This is a genomic window from Salinirussus salinus, assembly GCF_009831455.1.
Classification (GTDB): Archaea; Halobacteriota; Halobacteria; order Halobacteriales; family Haloarculaceae; genus Salinirussus; species Salinirussus salinus.
The window spans coordinates 268,939-291,464 of sequence record NZ_WOWO01000003.1 but is presented as its reverse complement, the minus strand read 5'-3'; the positions used below and the strand labels follow the sequence as shown (position 1 = coordinate 291,464).

General features: G+C 70.7%; 25 protein-coding genes. 18 read left to right on the top strand and 7 right to left on the bottom strand.

Annotated features, from left to right (window positions below; all coding sequences use genetic code 11):
- The first annotated feature begins 170 nt into the window (after nt 1-170).
- Genes GN153_RS11405 through GN153_RS11395 form a run of 3 tightly spaced genes read left to right on the top strand, consistent with a single transcriptional unit; the run spans nt 171 to nt 1,404 of the window.
- Complete coding sequence (locus GN153_RS11405; protein ID WP_159902836.1) at nt 171-416, top strand: sulfurtransferase TusA family protein; 246 nt, start codon at nt 171-173, stop codon at nt 414-416.
- A gap of 5 nt (nt 417-421) precedes the next feature.
- Complete coding sequence (locus tag GN153_RS11400) at nt 422-805, top strand: DsrE family protein (protein ID WP_159902834.1); 384 nt, start codon at nt 422-424, stop codon at nt 803-805.
- Nucleotides 806-807: 2 nt separating this feature from the next.
- A complete protein-coding gene (locus GN153_RS11395) occupies nt 808-1,404 on the top strand; it encodes a DsrE/DsrF/DrsH-like family protein (protein WP_159902832.1) in 597 nt (198 codons plus the stop codon).
- 87 nt (nt 1,405-1,491) lie between these two features.
- On the opposite strand, the gene GN153_RS11390 is transcribed toward GN153_RS11395, so the two are convergent.
- The 3 genes from GN153_RS11390 to GN153_RS11380 are packed head-to-tail and all read right to left on the bottom strand — an operon-like array spanning nt 1,492 to nt 3,573.
- Complete coding sequence (locus tag GN153_RS11390) at nt 1,492-2,178, bottom strand: DUF1641 domain-containing protein (protein ID WP_159902830.1); 687 nt, start codon at nt 2,176-2,178, stop codon at nt 1,492-1,494.
- Nucleotide 2,179: 1 nt separating this feature from the next.
- Entirely contained in the window at nt 2,180-3,322 is a 1,143-nt protein-coding gene (locus tag GN153_RS11385) for an NAD(P)/FAD-dependent oxidoreductase (protein ID WP_159902828.1), read from the bottom strand.
- The gene (locus GN153_RS11380) at nt 3,319-3,573 is read right to left on the bottom strand and encodes a sulfurtransferase TusA family protein (protein ID WP_159902826.1); all 255 of its coding nucleotides are present in this window, start codon (nt 3,571-3,573) and stop codon (nt 3,319-3,321) included. Before GN153_RS11380 ends, GN153_RS11385 begins: the two co-directional genes overlap by 4 nt.
- 203 nt (nt 3,574-3,776) lie before the next feature.
- On the opposite strand from GN153_RS11380, the gene GN153_RS11375 reads away from it, so the two are divergent.
- Nucleotides 3,777-4,013, top strand: coding sequence for a YgaP family membrane protein (locus tag GN153_RS11375; protein ID WP_159902824.1), 237 nt, complete (start codon nt 3,777-3,779; stop codon nt 4,011-4,013).
- A gap of 71 nt (nt 4,014-4,084) precedes the next feature.
- On the opposite strand, the gene trxA is transcribed toward GN153_RS11375, so the two are convergent.
- Nucleotides 4,085-4,507 carry a thioredoxin gene (gene trxA, locus GN153_RS11370; RefSeq protein ID WP_159902822.1) on the bottom strand — a complete coding sequence of 141 codons (423 nt, stop codon included), beginning with the start codon at nt 4,505-4,507 and terminating at the stop codon, nt 4,085-4,087.
- Between the two features lie 171 nt (nt 4,508-4,678).
- On the opposite strand from trxA, the gene GN153_RS11365 reads away from it, so the two are divergent.
- The 5 genes from GN153_RS11365 (at nt 4,679) to GN153_RS11345 (ending at nt 12,283) form a co-directional block, all read left to right on the top strand.
- Nucleotides 4,679-5,119, top strand: a complete 441-nt coding sequence (locus tag GN153_RS11365) for a DUF302 domain-containing protein (protein ID WP_159902820.1) — start codon at nt 4,679-4,681, stop codon at nt 5,117-5,119.
- Nucleotides 5,120-5,237: 118 nt separating this feature from the next.
- On the top strand, nt 5,238-8,153 hold the full coding sequence (locus GN153_RS11360; protein ID WP_159902818.1) for a bacterio-opsin activator domain-containing protein: 2,916 nt from the start codon (nt 5,238-5,240) through the stop codon (nt 8,151-8,153).
- Nucleotides 8,154-8,365: 212 nt separating this feature from the next.
- Nucleotides 8,366-9,547, top strand: a complete 1,182-nt coding sequence (locus tag GN153_RS11355; RefSeq protein WP_159902816.1) for a thiolase domain-containing protein — start codon at nt 8,366-8,368, stop codon at nt 9,545-9,547.
- Nucleotides 9,544-10,968, top strand: a complete 1,425-nt coding sequence (locus tag GN153_RS11350; protein ID WP_159902814.1) for a zinc ribbon domain-containing protein — start codon at nt 9,544-9,546, stop codon at nt 10,966-10,968. Before GN153_RS11355 ends, GN153_RS11350 begins: the two co-directional genes overlap by 4 nt.
- 295 nt (nt 10,969-11,263) lie before the next feature.
- Nucleotides 11,264-12,283 carry an AAA family ATPase gene (locus tag GN153_RS11345; RefSeq protein WP_159902812.1) on the top strand — a complete coding sequence of 340 codons (1,020 nt, stop codon included), beginning with the start codon at nt 11,264-11,266 and terminating at the stop codon, nt 12,281-12,283.
- 77 nt (nt 12,284-12,360) lie between these two features.
- Here the strand turns inward: GN153_RS11345 and GN153_RS11340 are convergent, their stop codons facing one another.
- Together GN153_RS11340 and GN153_RS11335 are read right to left on the bottom strand one after the other, a co-directional pair.
- Nucleotides 12,361-12,810 carry a nucleoside deaminase gene (locus GN153_RS11340; RefSeq protein WP_159902810.1) on the bottom strand — a complete coding sequence of 150 codons (450 nt, stop codon included), beginning with the start codon at nt 12,808-12,810 and terminating at the stop codon, nt 12,361-12,363.
- Between the two features lie 25 nt (nt 12,811-12,835).
- Nucleotides 12,836-13,138: a hypothetical protein gene (locus tag GN153_RS11335; RefSeq protein WP_159902808.1), complete on the bottom strand. Its 303-nt coding sequence runs from the start codon at nt 13,136-13,138 to the stop codon at nt 12,836-12,838.
- A 284-nt stretch (nt 13,139-13,422) separates the two neighbouring features.
- Here GN153_RS11335 and GN153_RS11330 point away from each other — a divergent pair, with 284 nt between their 5' ends.
- The 9 genes from GN153_RS11330 (at nt 13,423) to GN153_RS11290 (ending at nt 20,767) form a co-directional block, all read left to right on the top strand.
- Nucleotides 13,423-15,021: an acyl-CoA carboxylase subunit beta gene (locus GN153_RS11330; protein ID WP_159902806.1), complete on the top strand. Its 1,599-nt coding sequence runs from the start codon at nt 13,423-13,425 to the stop codon at nt 15,019-15,021.
- Between the two features lie 2 nt (nt 15,022-15,023).
- Nucleotides 15,024-15,497, top strand: coding sequence for a hypothetical protein (locus tag GN153_RS11325; RefSeq protein ID WP_159902804.1), 474 nt, complete (start codon nt 15,024-15,026; stop codon nt 15,495-15,497).
- 133 nt (nt 15,498-15,630) lie between these two features.
- Nucleotides 15,631-15,948 carry a 30S ribosomal protein S24e gene (locus GN153_RS11320; protein ID WP_159902802.1) on the top strand — a complete coding sequence of 106 codons (318 nt, stop codon included), beginning with the start codon at nt 15,631-15,633 and terminating at the stop codon, nt 15,946-15,948.
- Nucleotide 15,949: 1 nt separating this feature from the next.
- Entirely contained in the window at nt 15,950-16,084 is a 135-nt protein-coding gene (locus tag GN153_RS11315; protein WP_159902800.1) for a 30S ribosomal protein S27ae, read from the top strand.
- 93 nt (nt 16,085-16,177) lie between these two features.
- Entirely contained in the window at nt 16,178-16,906 is a 729-nt protein-coding gene (locus GN153_RS11310; protein WP_159902798.1) for an acetoacetate decarboxylase family protein, read from the top strand.
- Nucleotides 16,907-17,387: 481 nt separating this feature from the next.
- Nucleotides 17,388-17,762 carry a hypothetical protein gene (locus tag GN153_RS11305; protein WP_159902796.1) on the top strand — a complete coding sequence of 125 codons (375 nt, stop codon included), beginning with the start codon at nt 17,388-17,390 and terminating at the stop codon, nt 17,760-17,762.
- Between the two features lie 149 nt (nt 17,763-17,911).
- On the top strand, nt 17,912-18,280 hold the full coding sequence (locus GN153_RS11300) for a rhodanese-like domain-containing protein (RefSeq protein ID WP_159902794.1): 369 nt from the start codon (nt 17,912-17,914) through the stop codon (nt 18,278-18,280).
- A 128-nt stretch (nt 18,281-18,408) separates the two neighbouring features.
- A complete protein-coding gene (locus tag GN153_RS11295; RefSeq protein WP_159902792.1) occupies nt 18,409-19,272 on the top strand; it encodes an enoyl-CoA hydratase-related protein in 864 nt (287 codons plus the stop codon).
- Between the two features lie 52 nt (nt 19,273-19,324).
- The gene (locus GN153_RS11290) at nt 19,325-20,767 is read left to right on the top strand and encodes an amidase (RefSeq protein WP_159902790.1); all 1,443 of its coding nucleotides are present in this window, start codon (nt 19,325-19,327) and stop codon (nt 20,765-20,767) included.
- Here the strand turns inward: GN153_RS11290 and GN153_RS11285 are convergent, their stop codons facing one another.
- The gene (locus GN153_RS11285) at nt 20,768-22,237 is read right to left on the bottom strand and encodes an ABC transporter substrate-binding protein (RefSeq protein WP_159902788.1); all 1,470 of its coding nucleotides are present in this window, start codon (nt 22,235-22,237) and stop codon (nt 20,768-20,770) included.
- Nucleotides 22,238-22,526: the final 289 nt, after the last annotated feature.

The following is a 22,526-nucleotide window of genomic DNA, read 5'->3' as shown; positions in this document are numbered from 1 at the left end:
GGTAGAGCGGACATCCCGGCTCTGAGGTGCGAACACGCGTTGTCTACAGGACGAACGCTACCACGTCGGGAGAGCAGTTGTTCGTGTCGTGCCCATGGATCAACATTCTTTTAACCGGTGGGAGTATATTGTGCGCTGACTCCAAGACAGACCAACGGAGTAGACCAACAATGAGTGCAGAATTCGACATCGCGGAGACGCTCGACGTGAAGGGTGCATCGTGTCCCATGCCAGTGGTGAAGACGAAGTCCGCCACGGACGGCCTCGCCGAGGGGGAGGTGCTGGAGGTGCTCGCGACCGACCCCGGCAGCATGAGCGACATCGACGGCTGGGCGTCCGGGACGGACGGCGTCAAGCTGCTCGACCAGGTGGAGGGCGAGGACGTGTACAAACACTACGTGCGCAAGACCGAGTGATGCCCATGGAGAAAATCGGGATCATCGTCGACAGCGACAGCCCGAAGAGCCTGGCGATGGCGATGAACCTCGGGCACACCGCGCTGGCCTCCGAGACCGACGTGCTCGTCTACTTCACCTTCGACGGGCTGACACACCTGCTGGAGGGCGAGAAGGACCGCTCGGAGATCCAGCCACTGCTGGACGAGGGGATGCCGGACCCCTACGACCTCCTCGAGGCGCTCGTCGCCGACGGGGGCGAGGGCGTCACGACCGTCGCCTGCACCACGACACTCGACATGCTCGCGTGGGACCAGGAGGCCATCGACGACTCCCTGACCACGAAGTTCGCCGGCGCCGCGACCTTCCTCGAGGAAGTCGAGGACGCCGACCAGGTGTTCAGCTTCTGACGATGAGTACCGACACCGAACCGGAGGCAGACGCCGACGCCGGCCCGGACGGGGACGCTCCCTCCCGGGCGGAGCTCGCCGCACGGGTCGAGGAACTCGAAGAGCAGCTCGCGGCCGCGACCGCCGACGACGGCGAGGACGGAAAGAAGATGGCGATCATCGCCACCAAGGGGACGCTGGACATGGCCTACCCGCCGCTCATCCTCGCCAGCACCGCCGCGGCCTTCGGCTACGACGTGACGGTCTTCCACACCTTCTGGGGGCTGGATATCCTCCACGAGGAGCGCTCGAAGGACCTGAAGCTGAGCTCGGTGGGCAACCCCAACATGCCCGTCCCGAACGTCGTCGGCGCGCTCCCCGGAATGGACCGGGTCACGACGAAGATGATGGAGCGGCGCATCGACGACAACGATACCGCCACCATCGAGGAGCTGATCGAGACCTCCCTGGAGATGGGTGTGGAGTTCCAGGCCTGCCAGATGACAATCGAGCTGATGGACTACGACGAGGAGAACTTCTTCGACGGCGTCAGGACCGGCGTCGGCGCGGCCACCGCCGTCCAGGACATGGCCGAGGCCGACATCCAGCTGCTTGTCTGAGGGGGAGTGCGGACGCCGGCCACGGCCCGGCGCCCGGCCGCGTTCCCACCCGTCAACCTGCGCGCCCGTCTCGACTTGTACCGTCGCCTACGCGCCCGTCTCGGTCGGCTCCGCGCGGGCGCGACCGAGCGCGCGGGCGAGCGAGAGAATGTACCCCAGGCCGTACTGGAGGTCGGGGTCCCGGGAGGCTTTCGCCAGCCCGATGAGCCCGACCCGCTCGGGGGGCTCGCGCTCGGCCTCGCCCAGCCCCGCGAGCAGCGTCTCGACGCCCGCCCGGGTGTCCTCGTCGGCGGCCGTGTCGGCGAGTTCGCCGAGGGAGGCGCCGGTCGACGCGAGTTCGCGGACCATCTCGTCGTCCAGCGCGGCGGTCGCGAGCGAGAGGACGTCCGCGATCTCGACCAGTTCCTCCAGCGTGCCGCTGCGCTGCAGGGCCAGAAGCGAGTCGAGCGCCGCCTGGAGCTCCGCGCCGTTCTCCCCGACGGCCTCGGCCAGCCCGACGGTCTCCTCGGTGGCGAGCCCGTCGGCGGACTCGGCGAGCGTGGCGGTCGTCCCGGCCAGCTCGCGGACCATCTCGTCGTCGAGCGCGCTCTCGCCGAGCGCGAGGACGTCGAGCAGTTCGTTGACCGCGTCGAGCCGGCGGACGAACGCGGCGACGGCCTCGGGGTTCTCGGCGATGGCCGCCTCCAGGTCCCCATCGAGGTCGGTCCCCTCGAGGGCGGGGTCGTTGCCGTCGTGAGCGTCCGTCTCGGCGTCGGGTCCGTCGGGCCCGGACATCTCAGAGCAACCCCCGTGCGGTGAGCCAGTAGGACTCGTTGTAGGCGAGTTTCGACCAGTGGAGCTTCTGTGAGGGGGGTGCCGGCGACGGCGGGTTCTCGTAGTCGAACTCCACGAAGGAGGCCGCGTCCATCCCGGTCTCGATGAAACACAGCGTCTTCCCGTCGTAGGTGGCCGTCGCCGGCCGCCCGCGGAGCTCGCTGGCGAGCCGTTGCCCGACCACGCCGGCCTGGTAGTGGGCGACGCTGCCGGCGTTCGGGACGCCGGTCGCCGCCGTGTCCCCCAGCGCGTAGACGTGCTCGGCGCCCTCGGCCTCGAGGGTGTGTTTGTCGACGTCGACCCAGCCGTCGTCGCCCAGCCCCGCCTCGGCGACGAGGTCGACGCCGGCGTGGGGCGGGATCCCCACCAGGAGGTCGTACTCGAGGTCGGTCCCCTCCATCGAGCTGACCGTCCGCGCCTCGGGGTCGACCGTCTCGGCGTTGAAGAAGGTCTCCACGGCGATGTCGCGGTCGTCCATCAGCGGGCGGGCCCACTCGGCGATGTGGGGGTTGCCGTGGACCCGCTGGATGGGATAGGTGTAGGTGATCTCGACGTCCTCGCGGAGCCCGCGCTCGCGGAACCAGTCGTCGGCCATGAACACGAACTCGAGCGGCGCGGCCGGACACATGTGTGGCGTGCCGATGACGCTCAACACGAGGTGGCCCTCGGTGAAGGAGAGCAGCTCCTCGCGGAGGGCGGTGGCGCCGGACTCGCTGTAGTAGTCGTGGCCCCCTTCGGCGAGGCCGGGGATCCGGTCGGGCGCCAGCGTCGACCCCGTCGCGAGCACGAGGTAGTCGTACGATTCCGGGGAGCCGTCGCGGTACTGCAGGCGCTGGGCGTCGGTGTCCAGCGCCGTCACCCGGTCGACCCGGAGGTCGACGGCGTCGTCGACCAGCTCCGAGAGCGGCCGCCGCCCGTCTTCGGGCTCGCGCTGGCCGAACGGGACGTACAGCCACACCGGCTTGTAGACGTGGTCGGGGTCGTCGTTGACCAGCGTGACCCGGACGTCGCCGGCCTCGAGTTCGGGGCCGAGCCGGTCGGCGAGGTCGTTGGCCAGGACCGTCCCGCCGGTCCCGCCGCCGACGATGACGACGTGCTCGGTCATGCCTTCTCCACGTAGAAGGCGTAGTGGTCCTCGCGCTGTTCGACCCCGAGCAGCTCGTTGCCGGCCTCCTCGATCCACTCCGGGACGTCGGTGAGCGACTGGTCGTTGTCGCTCAACAGCGCCACGACCGTCCCGGAGTCGACACCCCGGATCCGCCCGATGAGGTCCATCAGCGGGCCGGGACAGGCCGCCCCGCGGGCGTCGACGGTCTCGTCCGGCTCGGCATCCACGGCGTCGGTGAGTTCAGTCATTGTCACGTGTGGACCTCCGGCCGCCCCGTATTAATATTGTGTGTCGATTCCAAGATACAAGGAAACCGCCACGCGGCAAGTCGACTGTAAGTCCCATCCAAAGCCAGTTCGAGCCCGCTCGACGGATCGTTGACTCGTTTCAACAGTTTGTTCTTGCGCACCATACCCAAAACTTCAAACGGGTAGCCGCCCGACGGACGAACATGGACAAGAACGTCGGCGGTCTCGACAGAACGGTACGGCTCGTGGCGGGTCCGGTCCTGGTCGCAGTCGGCGTCGCCGCCGCGGCGGGGTATCTCGACATCGGGCTCGCCGGCACGGCCGGCCTGGCGGTGACGGCGCTGCTCCTCGTCGCAGGGCTGATCTTCCTGGTGACCGGGACGACCCAGAAGTGTCCCGCGAACCGGGTCGTCGGGCTCGACACCTACGACGGCGACTGAGCCACCCCTCGGTCTCTCACTGCGGCGCCGGCCGGGAGCCGGTCACTCCGGCCGTCTGCCGGTTCGCGCGGTCAGGCGTGGCTCTCGACGAGCGAGCGGAGGCGCGCCTCCTCCTGCATCCCGACGAGACGCTCGACCGGCTCGCCGTCCGCGAACAGGACGAGCGTGGGCACGCCGCGGACGCCGTACTCGGCCGCGAGCCCCTGGTTGGCGTCGACGTCGACCTTCGCGACGGCCGCGTCGGTCTCGGACGCGACCGACTCGACGACCGGCTCGAGCATCTTGCACGGCCCACACCAGTCCGCGTAGAAGTCCGCCAACACGACGCCGTGGTCGGCGACGAAGCCGTCCAGGTCCGCCTGCCCGTCGACGTGGACCGGCTCGGACGGGGACTGCTCGCCCGCCCCTCCGTCGCCGCTGTCGCCGCCGTCGCCTGCCCGGTTGCGGAGCTCCTCCATCTTCTGTCGGCGGATCTCCTCGATGTCCTCGGTCATCGGTTTCGAATTTCGGCCGCGAGGACTTAGTTGTTTTGTGTGCCTGGAGCAATATTGTCCCGGTCCGAGCGCGTGCACGACACCACTGACGGGACAGCGACGGGCGGGGGCGGCAGTCGGTGCGCGTGCCGACCGAAAGGGACTTTCTTGTCGCACCCAATATTTCACAGGATGACTCTTCCGATCGACCCGACGCAGATATCGCCCGACGACATCGGTACGAAGGAGACGACCCTGGAGATGGACCACGAGGCCGCCGTCGAACACGTCCGGGAGGCGTTCACCGACGCCGGCTTCGGCATCGCCGTCGAGTTCTCGGCCTCGGAGATGCTCAACGAGAAGGTCGACGCGGGCCGTGACCCCTACTACGTGCTCGGGGCGTGCAACCCCGCGGTCGCGGACCGCGCGCTCGACGCCACCGACAAGCGGATGGGCGGCCTGTTCCCCTGTAACGTCGTGGTCTGGGAGGAGGAGCCGGGCCGCCAGCGCGTCTACCACGTCTCGATCATGCGGATCGCCCGCCTGGTCGGGATGGCTCCCGACGACGAGGTCATGGCCGACATCATCGCCGACACCGGCGAACTCGTCGACGAGGCCTTCGCGAACCTCTAGGGGGCGGGCGCCCCCGCTTCCGCGAGAACGGACACAACTGGAGAGGGTATCGGCGTTGGACTGGGGGGCCAGCCTAACGAGGGAGGTACTTTTGTACGCTGACCGCGGAGAGGGGAGCATGGACGACGCCGGACACGATGGCACCGGGCCCGGTCACGGGCGGGCGGGGAGGGACCGGGAACGGGCCACGGACGGGGGCGCGAGCGCGGTCGAACACACCGAGGACCCCCTGGAGCGGATGACCGACGGCGTGGTTACGCTGGACGACGAGTGGACGGTGACCTACCTCAACGGGGCCGCCGCGGCGGCCCTGAACGCGGACGCCGAGCGGGCGGTCGGCAGACCCTTCGCCGAGGTCGCGCCCGGGGACGGGACGGTCTTCTGGCGGGCGGCCGAGGCGGCGACGACGGCCGGCGAGGCGGTGACCGTCGAGGACCACCACGACCTGTTGGACGCGTGGATGGAAGTGCGGGCATACCCCGACGAGGACGGCGTCTCGCTGTTCTTCCGGGACGTGACCGACCGCCGGCGGGCGCGCGAGGAACTCGCGGCGAGCGAGAGCGCGCTCCGGGAGCTACACGCCACCGTCTCGGACACGGAACTCGATGCGGCCGAGAAGCTGGAACGGATCCTGGCCGTCGGCCGCGAGCGGCTGGGCGTCGACGTGGGGATGTTGACGCGGGTCGAGGGTGACACCTGGCGCGTCGAGGCGGTCGCGGGCGAACACCCCGGCGTTGACCCGGGGGTCACGCTGCCGCTCTCGGAGACTGTCTGCCGGGAAGTCGTCGGCAGCGAGGGCGTGCTCGGCGTGACCGAGGTCGACGAGCGCTGGGCGGCGGGCGCCCGCGAGGTCGGCGTGGCCTGCTATCTGGGGACCGAACTCCACCTCGACGGCGAGCCCTACGGGACGGTCTGTTTCGCCGACCGGTCACCCCGCGAACGGGAATTCACCGAGAGCGAGACAGCGCTCGTGGAGGTGCTGGCCGACTGGGTGCGGTACGTGCTCGACCTGGAACACGAGCAGGCGTTCGTCGAGAGCATCCTCGACAGCCTGCCGGACCCGCTGTACGCCTTCGACGAGGAGGCGCGGCTGGTCCGCTGGAACGACCGGGTCGCGGCCGTGACGGGCTACGACGACGACGAGCTCGCGGGAATGTCCGCCGACGAGTTCATCGCCGAGCCCGACCGCGAGCGCGCGCTGCGGGCAGTCGAGCGCGTCAACGACGGCGAGCGGGTCTCCTTCGAGGCCGACCTGGAGACCAGGGCCGGCGACTATCTGCCCTACGAGCTCTCGGGGGCGCCGATCACCGAGGGTAGCGAGGTGGTCGGGGCGACCGGCGTCGCGCGGGACGTCAGCGACCAGCGCGCCCAGCGGGAGATGCTCTCCGGGTTGCTGGAGGCGACCGGCCAGCTGATGCAGGCCCGGGACCGCGAGGAGGTCGCCGAGGTCGCCGCCACCGCCGCCCAGTCGGTGCTCGGGTTCGACATCAACCTCGTGCGGCTGTACGACCGGGAGGCGGGGACGCTCGTCCCGGCTGCCCGCACCGAGAAGATGGCCCTCGAGATGGGCGAGCGCCCGGTCTACGAGGTCGGCGAGGGGAACCCCGGCGAGGTGTTCGCCAGCGGCGAGCCCCGCGTGGTCAACGACGTCACCGACGGCGACGTCGTCGGCCGGGGCGGGATCCGCTCGATCATGTACCACCCGATCGGCGTCCACGGGACGATAAGCGTCGGCGCGACCGAACCCGGCGCCTTCGACGAGACCGACCAGCAGGTGCTCGCCCTGCTGGCGACCTCGGCGGCCGCGGCCTGCACCCGCGCCAAGCGCGAGCAGGAGGTCAGGGAGGCCCAGCAACACACCGAGACCGTTCTCGACCGGGTCAACGGCCTCGTCGAGAACACCGTCGAGGTGCTGGTCCAGGCGGTCACCCGCGAGGAACTCTCGGAGGGCGTAGTCTCGGAACTCGCGGCCGCCGACCCCTACAGCTTCGCGTGGCTGGGGCGGCCGGACGTGGCCAGCGAGACCCTCTCGCCGTCGACCTGGGCCGGCCGCGGGGACGTCCCCGCGGGCGACCTGGAGTTCGACCTGAACGGCGACGGCCCCGTGGCGCGGGCCTACCGGACCGGCGAGGCACAGGTCGTCCAGGACATCGCCGCGAGCGTCGGCGACGTGCCCTGTGCGTCGGCGGTGCTGGGCGAGGACGTCCGCGCGAGCATCGTGGTCCCGCTGGTCTACAAGGAGACCACCTACGGCGTGCTGGCGGTGTTCGCCGACGAGGCCGGCGCCTTCGACGAGCGCGAGCAGGTCGTGCTGACGGCGATCGGCCGGGCCGTCGCCAACGCCATCAACGCCATCGAGCGCGGCCGGATCATGGACGCCACGGAGATCATCGAGCTGGAGTTCACCGTCGACGACGCCGACCTCCTGTTCTGTCGGCTCTCCCGGGGCGCGGACTGCCGGGTGGAGGCCGCGGGCACCGACTACCGCCCCGACGGCAGCATCCGGCTGTACGTCACCGCGGAGAGCGCCGACGGGGAGCGCCTGGCCGCGCTGGCCCGCGAGGACTCGGACGTGACCGCGGTCAAGCTCATCACCGACCACGAGGACGGCTGCCTGCTGGAACTCACCGTCGAGGACTCGCTTCTGGCGACGCTGACGGAGTTCGGCGCGGTCCCCCGCGAGGTGGTCGGGGAGGACGGGACGACCCGCTTCACCGTCGAACTCCCCTACGAGGGGGAGGCCCGGGAGGTGTTCGACCTCGTCGAGCGGCGGTACCCCTCGACGGATCTGGTGGGCTACCACGAGCGCGAGCGTCCCGTCGAGACCCGCCAGGAGTTCCGGGCGGCGCTCTCCGAGCGGTTCACCGACCGCCAGGAGACGGCCCTCCGGACGGCCTACCTCGGGGGCTTTTTCGAGTGGCCCCGCGACATCGACGGCAACGAGCTGGCGGAGGCGATGGACATCTCTCGGCCGACCTACCACCAGCACCTCCGGGCCGCACAGCGGAAGGTGTTCGAGGAGCTGTTCGAATAGGGAGGTGCGACCGCAGGGAGCACCTCCAAAAGCGAGCGGGGAGCACCAGCGACCCGCGAGCAGGGCGAGGTCGCAGGGAGCGAAGCGACCGAGACCTGGTAAATGCGAGCGGCGAACGAAGTGAGCCGCGAGCAGCGGGGAAGAGAGCGGTCGGGACCCTCGCCCACAGCCGCAGGAAAAGCCCTTTGCCGGTGCCCGAGAGAGCCGGAGGTATGCGAGACGCCTACGTCATCGGGGCTGGCCAGACGGACTTCGGGGCCATGCCCGAGGAGAGTTACCGTTCCCTGTTCGAGACGGCCTACGAGAACGCCGTCGACAGCGTCCCCGACGGCTTCGACGGCGAGGCCGTCGACGAAGCCGTGGTCGGGAACCTCGGGGTCGGCGGCCGCCAGCTGGGGCTGCCCGGCCCCGCCGTCACCGAGCACGTCGGCCTCCACGGCGTGCCCTGCTCGCGGGTCGAGAACGCCTGCGCCGCCTCGGGGTATGCCGTCCGCCAGGCCGTCCAGGCCGTCCGGAGCGGGATGGCCGACGTCGTCGTGGCGGGCGGCGTCGAGGTGATGAGCGACATGTCCAGCGACGTGACGAAGTACTGGCTGGGGGTCAGCGGCGAGACCGAGTGGGAGCGGCTGACCGGGACGACCTTCGCGGGCGTCTACGCCCAGATGGCCAGCGCGTACCTCGACCGCTACGACGACGCCACCGCCGACCACCTCTCGATGGCCGCCGTCAAGAACCACGCCAATGGCGCGAAGAACCCCCACGCCCACCTCGGCTTCGAGTGCTCGATGGACCAGGCGGTGGGCGCACCCATCGTCGCCGACCCGCTGAATCTCTACCACTGCTGTCCGACCTCAGACGGCGCCTCGGTCGCCCTGGTCGCCAGCGAGGACGTCGTCGGGGAGTACACCGACGACCCCGTGCGCATCGCCGGCGTGGGCGCGGCCAGCGACCGGGTGGGGCTGTTCCAGCGCGACGACTACACGGCAGTCGAGGCCTCCGCACGAGCGGGGGAGGCCGCCTACGAGATGGCCGGGGTCGGCCCCGACGAACTCGACTTCGCGGAGGTGCATGACTGCTTTGCCATCGCCGAGTTGCTCGCCTACGAGGACCTGGGATTCTGTGGCCGCGGCGAGGCGCCCTATCTGCTGGAGGAGGGGGAGACCGACCTGGACGGTGACCTGCCGGTCAACGCCTCCGGCGGGCTCAAATCGAAGGGGCACCCCATCGGCGCGACCGGCGCCGGCCAGGTCGCCGAGGCGTTCAAGCAGCTGACCGGACAGGCCGGCGAGCGCCAGGTCGAGGGCGCCGCGCGCGGGCTGACCCACAACGTCGGCGGCAGCGGGGGCGCGGCCGTCGTCCACGTCTTCGAGCGCGAGCGGGAGGTGGCACGATGAGCGCCGAGGAGACGCGGGTGGCGGCGCTGGGCGCCTACGCGCCGCGGCTGTACGTCACAAGCGAGACCGTCGAGGAGGCGCTCGGGCAGTTCGCCGCCTCGGGCGTCGAGCGGAAGGCCGTGCCGGAGGCCGACGAGGACACGGTCACGATGGCCGTCGAGGCCGCCCGGCGGGCGCTCGACGCGGGGGAGTATGAGGGGTCGGACGCCTCCTATCTCGCCTTCGCGACCACGACGCCGCCGATGGAGGAAGAGGACCTGACGGCACGGCTGGCGAGCGCGCTCGGCGCGCCCGCGGACGTCGACACGCGGACGCTCACGGGCTCGACGCGGGCGGGCGCGCAGGCGCTCGACGCGGCCGTCGACGCGAGACCCTGGGAGGGCGTTGGCGTCGTCGTGGCCAGCGACGCGCCGCGGGGCGCCCCCGACAGCGCGGTCGAGCAGGCCGCCGGCGCCGGCGCCGCCGCGGTCGTGCTCGGCGACGGTCCCGGGCGCGTCGAGGGACGGGGCTCGTACGTCGAGTCCTACCCCGGCACCCGGTTCCGGCCGGCGGGCGAGGCCGAGACCGACGGGCTCGACGTCACGAACTACGACCGCCGGGCGTTCTCGACGGCGCTGGCGGGCGCGGTCGAGGACCTGGAGACGGACGTCGACGCCGCGGCGGTCCAGTCGCCGGACGGGAAACTCCCCTACCGGGCGACCGGGGCGCTGGGCGTCGACGCCGGGACGATCGCCGCCGGCTCGACCGTCGAGGATCTCGGGGACACCGGGGCGGCGAGCACGCTGCTCGGGGCCGCTTCGGCGCGCAACGACGGCGCCGAGCGCGTCCTGCTCGCGGCCTTCGGCGGCGGTGCCGGGGCGACCGCACTGACGCTGGATCTGGCGGGCGTTCCGGCGGAGATTGCCCTCGAGGGAAACGTCGAGCTGAGTTACGCGGAGTACCTGCGCAGACGCGGCGAGATCACGAGCGGCGAGCCGGAGGGTGGGGGCGCCTACGTCTCGGTGCCCTCCTGGCAGCGCACCACCCCCCAGCGCCACCGGCTGGTCGCCGGCCGCTGCCCAGAGTGTGGCGCGCTCAACTTCCCGCCTGAGGGCGCCTGTTCGGACTGCACCGCCCGCGTCGACTACCACGCCGTCGAGCTTCCGGGGACCGGAACTGTCGAGGCGACGACGACCATCTCCCAGGGCGGCGCGCCGCCCGAGTTCGTCGAGCAGCAGGCCCGCTCGGGGCCGTTCGTGGCCGCGGTCGTCGCACTCGACGGTCCCGACGGCGGGGCCGCGAGCATCCCCACCCAGGTGCTGACCGGTGGCAAGGACGTCGAGATAGGCGACCCCATCGAGACCACCATCCGCCGGATCTACGAGCAGGAGGACGTCGTCCGCTACGGCTTCAAGGCGCAACTGCGCGACGCGAAGCGGTAGCGCGGGCCGGCGATGCGACCCCCGGCCTCTCAGCGTTGGCGCGCGCTGTCGCGCGTGCTCTCGCGCGACAGCAGCCGTGCGAGGGACGAGTAGCGCAGGCCGAAGGCCGAGCAACGCAGTCGGCTGGGGAGGGGTGTGGCCTGCGGTGGGCGGCCGGAAGGAGCGCACCACCGCGCGCTGCGAGCGGGACACGCCCGATGCCGCCCGGCCACCGGCCGACGGGAGCCAGTGACGGACCCCACGCGAGCCACAGAGGGGAACCTTTGTACCCACCGCAGGGCTAGGAGCCGACAGCATGGAAGGGCCACTCTGGACAGAGCGCCACCAGCCCGACATCGCGGACCTGCCCCAGGAGGGCGTCCGCGAGAACCTCCGGCGGGCCGTCCAGGAGCCGATGAACCTCGTCGTCCACGGGCCGAAAGGCGCGGGCAAGACCGCCGCCGTGCGGGCGCTGGCCCGCGAGACTCACGACAACGAGGCCGACCTCATCGAACTCAACGTCGCCGACTTCTTCGAGTCAACGAAGAAGGAGCTCGAAGAAGACGACCGCTTTGGCCGCTTTATCTCCACGAAGCGGCGCCGGGAGTCCTCGAAGGCCGACCTGGTCAACCACGTCCTCAAGGAGTCCGCGAGCTACGCGCCCGTCGCCGGCGAGTACAAGACCATCCTGCTGGACAACGCCGAAGGGATGCGCGAGGACTTCCAGCAGGCGCTGCGCCGGGTGATGGAGCAGTACTACGAGGCCACGCAGTTCGTCATCGCGACCCGCCAGCCCTCCGCGCTGATCCCGCCGATCCGCTCGCGGTGTTTCCCCGTCCCCGTCCGGGCGCCCGCCCAGGCCGAAGTCGTCGGCGTGCTCGAGTCCATCGCCGAGGCCGAGGAGGCCGACTACGACGAGGACGGCCTGGCCTACGTCGCCGAGGCCGCCGAGGGTGACCTCCGGCGGGCGGTCCTGAACGCCCAGACGACCTACGAGCAGGAGGGAGAGATCACGATGCAGGCGGCCTACGAGACCCTCCAGTCGGTCGGCGTCGACGAGCGGGTCGGCGAGATGCTCGCGGCCGCGGAGGCCGGGGAGTTCACCGACGCCCGCTCGACGCTGGACGACCTGCTGGTCGACGAGGGCTACAGCGGGAACGAAGTGCTCGAGGACGTGCTGACGGTCGCCCGCTCGCGGTACGGCGAGTCCAGGCTCGCCCGCCTCCACCGGCTCGCCGGCGGGATCGACATGGACCTGCACGAGGGGACGAACGACCGACTGCACATCTCGCACCTGCTCGCGGAGCTGGGCGAGGGCGCGGTCGGTCGTGAGTGAACGACCGCTTGCACCAGAGCCATCTCCTCGCGGAGGTGGGCGAACTCGCGGACGGCCAGTGAGCGGGCGGGCCGAGGCTACCAGTCGAAGTCCTCGTGGACGGCCCGGCCCTCCTCGTTCAGGACCGGGCCGACGACCTCGCAGTCGAGAATCCCGGCGGCCCGGGGCGGCGGGTCGCTCCCGGTGAACTCCCGGAGTTCGTCGCCGCCGACGCTGTAGACCACCCGACCCAGGCCGGCGTGGCGGATGCCGCCGGCGCACATCGGGCAGGGCTCGGTGCTGGTGTACATCACCGTTTCAGCGCGCTCCTCGGGACCGAGTTCGCGGCGGGCCCGGGCCGCGAGGTCGAGTTCGGGGTGGCGGCGGACGTCGTTCTCGGTGTTGACCCGGTTCAAGGCTTCCATGACGACCGCATCGTCGCGGACGAGCACGGAGCCGAAGGGGCGGTCCCCGCGGTCGACGGCCTCGCGGGCGAGGGTGATAGCGCGGCGGGTGTGTGACTCGTGGTCGAAATCGTCGAACGCCATGTCCCGGCTGGGGTCGGACGGCCCTTCAGGCCTCGGGCAGCGCGTACCGCGGGCCGGGCTCCTCGACGAGCCGGCCCTCCGCCGCGAGGGCGGAACAGGTCTCGCGGACCACGCTCGCGGCGACGTCGATGCCGTCGCGGGCGAGCAGCCGCTGGACCCGGCCGGTCGAAACCGGCCCGTCGGTGTCGGCGTCCCGGAGGACACGGACGATGCGGTCGGGGAGGTCATCGGGGGCGTCGGCCTCGGCCATGTCCTTCTCTTGGTCCGCGAGGTGGTTGAGTGTCCCGCCGGAGAGCCAGACCGGGTCCGGGCAGCGCTCGAAACTCATCGCTCACCCCCGTCGCGCCGGGTAGGCAGGGCGTTGTCAGTGGCCGGGACACTCAACTGTGTCATGTATGATCATACCAAGAATTGCCGCCGGCTTAAGTCTGTCGTGGACCGATGCGAGAGCGCGAGTGCGGTGCTCGGTGGAGACGCTGGCGGCCGGGTCCGGCCACCGCAACCGATTTACGGGGCCCCTGTCCAGGGATGTGCACACATGGCAAACGAACGGCGAGCGGGGAGTGCTCTCCAGCCCCGTGGGACGCGGCGGCGCTCGCTGCGGGGGCCGCGATGAGCGACGAGTCCTTCGACAGGCGAGAGCTCTCGACCGAAGAGCTCCGCGAGCGGCTGCGCGCGGCCAAGCGGGCGGTCGGCGACGAGGGGCGGGAGGAGGCCATCCGCCGACAGCACGACCACGGCAAGCTCACCGCGCGCGAGCGGGTGGAGTATCTCTGTGACGACGGCAGCTTCGACGAGTACGGCCGGCTCGCCGGGCCGGCGCCAACGACCCCCGAGACTCAGGACTGGGAGCGCGAGGACGCGCCGGCCGACGGCATCGTGACCGGGGTCGGCCGGGTCGACGGCCGGCCGGTGGCGGTCGCGGCCACCGACTTCACGGTCAAGGGCGGGTCGCTGGGCCACACCGGCGGCTCGAAGCTCCGGCGGGTCGGCGGGCTCGCGCTCCGGCGGGGGTTCCCGCTCGTGCTCCTCCACGACGGCGGCGGCCACCGGATCCAGGAGGGGCTCGACGCCCGGCCCTACGCCTCCGGGGGCGATTTCGTCTTCCAGACGAAGCTGTCGGGGTGGGCACCCCAGGTGTCGGCCATGATGGGGCCGGGATTCGCCGCCCCCACGAACTACGCCGCCTCGTGTGACTTCGTCCCGATGGTCGAGGGGACGTCGACGATGGGCGTCGCCGGCCCCGCGCTCGTGAAGGCGGCGCTTGGCGTCGACCTGAGCAAAGAGGAGATCGGCGGCGCCCAGTTCCAGACCGCCGCCACCGGGATGGCCGACGCCGCCTACCCGGACGACGAGGCCTGCCTGGACGCCGTCAAGGCTTTCCTGTCCTATCTGCCGACGAACGCCAACCAGTCGCCGCCCGTCGACAAAGGGTGGGAGCCGCCGCCCGAGGACGCGGTCGCGGGGCTGGCCGACCTCATCCCCACCGAGACCGACCGCGGCTACGACATCTATCGCGCCATCGAGGGAGTCGTCGACCGCGACTCCTTCTTCGAGCTCAAGGCGCAGTACGCCCGCAACATCGTCACCGGCTTCGCCCGCCTGGAGGGCGAGCCCGTGGGCGTCGTCGCCAACAACCCCCGGATCAAGGCCGGCACCTTCGACGTGCCCGCCTGCGACAAGGCCTCCCGCTTCATCAGCCTCTGTGACGCCTTCGGGCTCCCCCTGCTCTTTCTGATGGACGTCCCCGGCGTGCTCCCGGGGCCGGACGCCGAGCGCCAGGGGATCGCCCGCCACTCCGGGAAAGTGCTGTTCGAGGTCAACCGCGCGACCGTCCCGAAAATCAGCGTCGTGCTCCGGCGGGGGTACGGCTTCGGTTACGTACTGATGGCCGGCGGCCGGTCGACGGACAACGAGCTGACCGTCGTCTGGCCCACCGCCGAGGTGGCCGCGATGGGGATCGAAGGCGCTGTGGACATCGTCTACCGCGACGAGGTCGAGGCCGCTGACGACCCCGAAAAGCGCCGGGATGAGCTGGTCCGGGAGTTCATCAACCGGACCGGCGCGGTCCGCGCGGTCGAGGGGTTCGGCGTCGACGCTGCCATCGACCCGGCGGAGACCCGCCGGTGGGTCCGCAACACGTTACAGCGGTCCGGGACGGCCCACGAGGAGGAGTGGCCGCCGAAAAAGCACGGCATCAATCCGCTGTGACCGTGGCGGGGAACACCCACCCGGGCGACGGCGGGGGCGACGACGGGGCGGTGATGGCCGCCCGGAAGAGGACGAGATGGGTCGAAGAGGGCAGCAACGGCGTGACAGTCGCCGGGAACCCGACCACCCGGGAGCTGGCTGCGGTGCTGGCGGCCGTCGACGCCGCCCGCCGCCACCGGCTGGTCGCAAACAGCCCGGGCGAGTCGACCGGGGGCACGGCTCCCGGCAAGGAAGCGGGCTCCGGAGGTGTTGACGCGGCAGGCGCCGGCGCGGGCAGGACGGCCGAGGACGCTGGCGCGAACAGCCGCGAGCGGGTCGCCCACGAGCGGCGGTGTCCGGTCTGCCGGGAACGGTACGACTCGGCGCGGCCGCTGGAGGGGGCAACGAGCGTTCGGACCGCGGAGCGGGGGGCGTCGACGGTCTGTGTCGACCCCGGGTCGAAGCGGGTGTACGTCCACTCACCCCCGCCGCGGTGAGCGCCGGACCGGGCAACTCACCGGCTCCGGCAGCCCCACAGTCCGGGGGCCACTGGCCGGCGCAGGGAGCCGATTTCCGGCCGTGTGCGGCTTCGAAATCCTTTTAGGCGGTTCGCCGGGAACCTAGGACAACATGGATATCGACATCGTCGACGAGGACGAGAACCCGATGTTGCACCGGACCGACGTCCGGTTCGAGGTGACTCACGAGGACGCCACCCCCTCGCGGCTCTCGGTGCGGGACTCGCTGGCCGCGAAGCTCAACAAGGACGCCGAGGAGGTCGTCATCCGCAAGCTCGACACGAAGTTCGGGATGCGGACGACCGTCGGCCACGCGAAGGTCTACGAGACCCCCGAGCACGCCCAGGACGTCGAGCAGGACCACATGCTCGACCGCAACAAGATCAGAAGCGACGGCGCCGACGAGGACGCCGAGGCCGAGGAGGCGTAGCATGAGCCGCTACGAACTCTACGGCGAGGACGGCACCACCGACCGCGAGCGGTGTCCCCGGTGTGGTGACACCTTCCTCGCCGACCACGGCGACCGCCAGCACTGCGGGAAGTGCGGCTATACCGAGTGGAACTGACCGGGAATCCACGGAGCAGCGTTCCGTCGTCGCACTGTTTTACGGTGAGAGAGACCCCGGCCGTTTATGCGTCCCACCGGCGACTGTCCGGCCATGGACGGGTTCAGCATGCCCGGGTTCGCTCCGCTCTACCCGGAGGGACCCTACGAGTACGACGGCTTCACCGCCGTGCTGTTCGAGTATCCCGTCGAGCGGGAGCGGCTGGACGGGGTCGTTCCGGCCCCCCTCGACGTGCGGACGAACGCGATGGTGCTGGGGTTCTACGACTACGGCGTCGTCAACGGATTCGGCTCCTACGACGAGCTTGTCACCGGAGTTCCGGTCGCCCACGAGGGGCGGGAGATGCTCTACGCCCCGTATCTCCTGCTCGATGGGGATGCGCCCATGGCTGGCGGCCGGGAAGTGTGGGGGATCCCGAAGAAACTCGGGACCGTCGAGATCGACCCCGAGGGCGCGGCCGTCACCGCGAGCGCGTCCCGGGGTGGAGCCACGCTGGTCGAGGCGACACTCGACACCAGGAAACCGGCGAGAGACCACCCGCTCGCCGCCGACCGCTTCGAGAACGTCTACCGGAAGACCATCCCGGCTGCCGAGAAGGGTGCCGCCCCGGTAGTGGACCGGCTGGTGGTCGCCGAGACCAGCGACGTGCGCGCGGAGCGGGCGCTGACCGGCCCCGGAACGCTCGCGCTCGGCGGGTCGGCGGCCGACCCGCTGGAGGCCTTCGCGCCCGCCGGCGAACCGACGGGCTACCTCGTGGAGGGAAGCTGGACCCTCGGGCGCACGGACGACGCCGTCCTCCACCGGTTCGAGGAGTCGGCATAGGGAGCACCGCCGGCGGCCGACGGAAACAGCGCGGTGGTGGCGGTATCGCGGGTTTCAGCCACAAGTAGCACATTATTGTCATACAAGAAGAAGTTATACAGTCCCGGCACTGTCTGTCACAACTTTGTTTATTGCGGCGGTAGCAGGGGAAGACATGTCAAGCGGGGAATGCAGTTCCTGTGGGCAGCCGGTGCTCGCGGACTTCGACGTGTGCCCGAACTGCGGGACGGATCTTGGGGGTACGGAAGGCGGCGAGCCCGCGCCGGAACCGACGGAGTCCCGGACGCCGGCCGGGGATCCGTCCGAGGCGGCCACACCACCGGGGTCGGGAGGAGCCAAAGCGGCCGACACAGACCCGGAACGGTCCGGGACAGCCGACACAGGCCCGGGTGAGCCGGGCCAGCAGCCCGGGACGGCAGCCTCGTCACAGCCTGACTACACCGGGTGGCCCCAGGGTCGAAAGACGACCGTCTTCGGTGCAGTGGCCGCCGCGGTCGGCGCCTTCCTGCCCTGGTTCACCGCCGGGGCGGCCGAGGCCTCCGCGAGCGTGCCCGGGACTGACGCCGGCGGCTGGCTCACGCTCGGGGCCGCGGGCCTCCTCCTCGCCGTGAGCGTCTGGCACTGGGGGCCGGCACAGCGGGGCGTGTGTGCGCTCGTCGGGCTCGCCGTGTTCGGAGCGGCCATGTTCTACATCGCCGTGCCAGGCGCGGGCGCCGAGGGGCTCCTCGGGAGCCGGCAGCTTCAGGGGTCCCCCACGCCGGGGCTCGGGCTGTACGCGACGGCGTTCGGCGGGCTGGCGGCAGTCACGAGCGCCGTCTCCGACACGTGGTTCGACACGGACTGGAAACGGGCGTAGCGCGCCGGGAGACTCGACGGGACGGACCTCGGGACCGCCGAGTCGCTCGCCCCGGCCACGCGAGCCTCGGGCCGTTGGCCGGCAGTGTGCAGGCTGCCACCGGAGCCGCAAGCAGCACAGTTTTCTCCCCAGAATGCAACATTCTGCCGATGAGCAGCATCCGTCCGGCGGAGCTGGACGACCGCCTGGGAGCGGGCGAGGAGCCGTATCTGCTCGACATCCGCCCGGAACCGGCGTTCGACGCGGAGGCGATCGAGGGGAGCCACAACCTCCCCGTCTACGAGGACCTGCGCGCCGGGGACGAGTCGGCGCTGCGCGACCGGCTGGAGGAAGTACCGACCGACCGCGAGGTGGTCGTCGTCTGCAAGATGGGCATCGTCGCCAAGCGAGCCACGCGCGTGCTCGGAGGCGAGGGGTACGACGCGACGACGCTTCTCGGCGGGATGAGCGGCTGGCGAGGGTACCGGAACGGCACACTGGGGTACAAGCTCCGGTCGCTCGTCTGGCGGCTCCGGTAGCCCGTCGACGAGGCCAGCGACGCGCACGCGGAGCGGGCGCTGACCGGCCCCGGAACGCTCGCGTTCGGGGAGTCGGCGTAGCGGGGCCCGGGCAAACACCGAAGGGTGAGCCTCGCGTCGCGGGGCACATGCCCGACTACGACACCGTCGAGTACGACCGCGACAGCATCGAGGGTGCCGCCGTCCTCCGGCTGGACCGCCCGGAGACGCTCAACGCCCTGAGCGACCGGCTCGTGGAGGAGTTGACCGACGCCATCGAGCGCGCGGAGGGCGACGACGCAGTCCGGGTGCTCGTCCTGCGTGGCAACGGCAAGGCCTTCTCTGCGGGGTACGACATCGGAGGGGGAGACGGCGACGGCGATGACCCCGTCCCGCCCGTCGACGACCTGCTCGACGAGTTCGACGCCGGGACCGAACACGTCCACGCCGTCTGGGACTGCGACAAGCCCGTCGTCGCCGCGGTCCACGGCTACTGTCTCGCGGGCGGCTCGGACCTGGCGATGGCGTCCGACATCGTCATCGCCGCCGAGGGGACAGAACTGGGCTACCCGGGGCTCCGGATGGCCGGCGTGCCGCCGGCGCTGGTCTACCCGTTCGTGATGAACCTCCACGAGACCAAGGAACTCCTCCTCTCTGGCAAGACGGTCGACGCGGCCCGGGCCGCCGACATGGGGATGGTCAACCGCGTCGTCCCCGACGGCGAGGTGATGGATCAGGTCGTCGAGGAGGTCAACGAGATACGGAAGATGCCGGGCAACAACGTCCGCATCCTCAAACACGTCGTCAACGGCGTGGCGGAGATGCAGGGCGCGAAGCCGATGTTCAAGTTCTCGGAGCTGTTCGACTCGCTGGGCCACCACACCGAACACGGGAAGCGGTACTACGAGATCGCCGCCACGGAGGGGTTCGAGGCCGCCCTGGAGTACATGAACGAGGCCGACAAGGGGATGCGCGGGGACCGGGAGGAGCCGACGCGCGACCCAGAATCATAACCCAGGCGACACCCGTCGACAGGAACTTACCCCGGGCGCGGGAAGCGGGGCCATGTCACAGGACGGCATCCACGACCTGACGGCGGCGGGACTGGCGCGGCAGATCCGCGACGGCGACCGCTCGCCGGTCGAGGTGGTCGACGCCACGCTCGACCGGATCGAGGCGCGAAACGACCGGACCAACGCCTTCGTCACCGTCACCGACGAGCGGGCCCGCGAGGCCGCCCGCGAGGCCGAGCACGCCATCGAGGCCGGTGAGCCGCTCGGGCCGCTGCACGGCGTCCCCGTCGCGGTCAAGGACCTGGACGACGTGGCGGGCGTGCGGACCACGAGCGGCTCGCTACTCTTCGAGGACTTCGTCGCCGAGGAGAACTCGGTGTTCGTCGACCGGCTGCTCGACGCCGGCGCCATCGTCGTCGGCAAGACCAACACCCCGGAGTTCGGGCTGGGCTGCTGGACCCACAACCGCGTCGCCGGCGAGACCGGGACGCCGTTCGCCCCCGACCGCATCTCCGGGGGCTCCTCGGGCGGCGCGGGCGCGGCGCTGGGCGACCGCCTCGTCCCGATCGCCCAGGGCTCCGATACGGGCGGGTCGATCCGCACGCCCGCCTCCTGCTGTGGCGTCGTGGGAGTCAAGCCCACCTACGGCCGCGTGGCCGCCCCTCGCCGGCCCGACGCCTACATCTCGCATACCCCCTTCTCGCATCTCGGCCCGATGGCCCGGACCGTCGACGACGCCGCCCTCATGCTGGAGGTGATGGCCGGCCCGCACCCGAAGGACCCCTTCTCGGCGCCCGACGACGGCACCGACTTCCGGGCCGCCACCGACCGCTCCATCGACGACATGACGGTCGCGTACTCGCCCGACCTGGGGGCGTTTCCGGTCGAAGACGACGTTCGGGAGGTGGTGGGCGACGCCGTCGGCGCCTTCGCGGACGCCGGCGCGACCGTCGAGGAGATCGACGGCCCCATCGACCTCTCTCACGACGAGATCATGGACACCTACTACACCTTCGCGACGGTGCTGTGGGAGTCGCTGTTCGACACGCTGGAGGAGGAGGGGCTGGACCCCCGCGGTGAGGACCGCGAGAAGCTGGCCGACTCTACTGTCGAGACCATCCTCGATGCCGAGGGCGTCTCCACCCGCGAGTACGCCGCCGCCAACCGCAAGCGCACGCAGGTCTACGACAGCCTCCGGGAGACGCTGGGCGAGTACGACCTCCTGGTGACGCCGACGCTGGGCGTGCTCCCCTTCGAGAACGGCGACCTGCCCGAGACTGTCGACGGCCAGCCCGTCGACAAGCGCCGTGGCTGGCTGCTGACCCAGCCGTTCAACTTCAGCGGCCACCCCGTCGCCTCGGTGCCCGCGGGCTTTTCGGATGGCCTGCCGGTGGGGATGCAGGTCGTCGGGAGTCGCTTCGCCGAGGACGACGTGCTCGCGGGGAGTGCGGCCTTCGAGCGCCAGCGGCCCTGGCACGACGCCTACCCCGAGTAGTTACCCCGACAGCTCCCGCCCGTCTTCGAGTCTAGAGTGGAGGCGCTGGCGGGCTCTGGCGATCGCGTCGTCCGTCGACTTCCCGTCGACCAGGGTCGCCTGGACCAGTTCGGTGAGGATCTCCGGACCTGCGTCTTCCCAGTCTGCGGTCGTATCCGGCGGGATCGGCTGCATCGCGTACCGCGCCGCCGGGGTTCGCGGACGGGTGCCCGCATGAAGTGGGAGCACCTCGTCCAGGAGTTGCCGCTCCAAATCCAGAAAGTAGCCGTCCTCGGCCTGGTAGACCTCCGCACTCCGGTACTCCTCGGTTTCGAGGATCCCCTCGTATGGTGGGAGCGACCGCATCGTGACGTTGTTCTTGTCGGCCTGGCGCTCGGGACCCTCGTACAGGTACCGGAGAAACCCCTCGGCATACTGCGTGTTTGCGCCCCGGAACAGTGGCGTGCCGTTGACGCGGACCCACCCGCGGGTGGGCGGGTCGAGCGTTCGGTCCCGCAGCGGCGCTGGCGCGACGGCGGTGTTGGGGCTTATCGAGAGCGAGCGCTCCTGTGCAGGGTCGGATTCGGCATCGTAGGCGATCCCTGCGAGCCACGCGTTCGGAAAGAGACACTGGGCGACGGTGCCATCCAGCCACGCACCGGCAGTCGATGCGGCCCCGGTCTCCGCCGGTTCCGGCGAGTACTGCGCGAGCCTGCTCATCAGGTCGAGCGCCGCACGGACCTGTTCGGTCCGGAAGTCAAGCTCAACCCGGCCGCCGGGTTCGTCCTGCCATCGCCAGAACCTCCCGCCCGCCGTGTAGAGCCACGAAATGAAGTCGCTTCGAGTTTTGTCGCCCGAGGCGGAGATTCCGGGGACTGCGAACCCCCGGGTGTCGAACCGGTCGCTCCCGTCGATGGCCCGGGCGTTCTCGACCAGTTCGGCCCACGTCTCGGGGACCGACAGCCCGAGTTCGTCGTAGACGTCCCGGCGGTAGTGGAGGACGCCGCCGAGGTGGAGCCCGTGGGGGACGATGTGTGCGCGTCCCTGGCTCCGCATCGGATACTCGACGTGGAGGTCGCCGTTGGCCGCGACGAGGTCATCCACGAGGCCGTCAACGGGCTGGAGGTCGCCCTCCAGTGCGTGTTTCGCGACCATCACGGCGGTATTGTGGTAGACCTCGGGAGGATCGCCCTCGGCGACGAGTTCCTGCGTCGATGGAGCCTGTGGGGGGCCCGTGCTGAGGTTGTACCGGACGGTGGCGTCGGACTGGTCCTCGAAGCCGGGAACGACCTCCTGCTCCCACTTCCGTTGCCACGGCTCGGTGTTGTAGTCGGTCATCATGAAGACCTCGGGGGTCTCCGTGGACGGGGTCGACGAGGGAGTCGAGCCAGGTGTCTCAGTGGAGGGATCCGACCCGCCGAGAGCGCTACAGCCGGCGAGGCCGGCCGCAGCCAGGGCGGCGAGGACCTGCCGCCGGGTTCGGGAGGGCATGCGGATCACTCACAAAGCGCCGTTCGGTCGATAAAAAGGCGGCGGCCGAGATGGCGGGCCGGGTTTGATTCAGATACTTGGGGACCCCTGAGAGCATCAAGAAAGCCCCGGCTTGCTCCGCCGCCGGCAGACTCGCGTTGCTCGTTTGCCGAGGTCTCGTTCGCTCCCGCTGGTCGCTCACGAGACTCCCGCGACTCGCTGCGCTCCTCACTTCGTTGCGGTGCTTACTTTGTCGGGGTTCGCGGAGCCAGCCGCCCCTTTCAGTCCCGCCCAGCCTGGACAGCCGGAG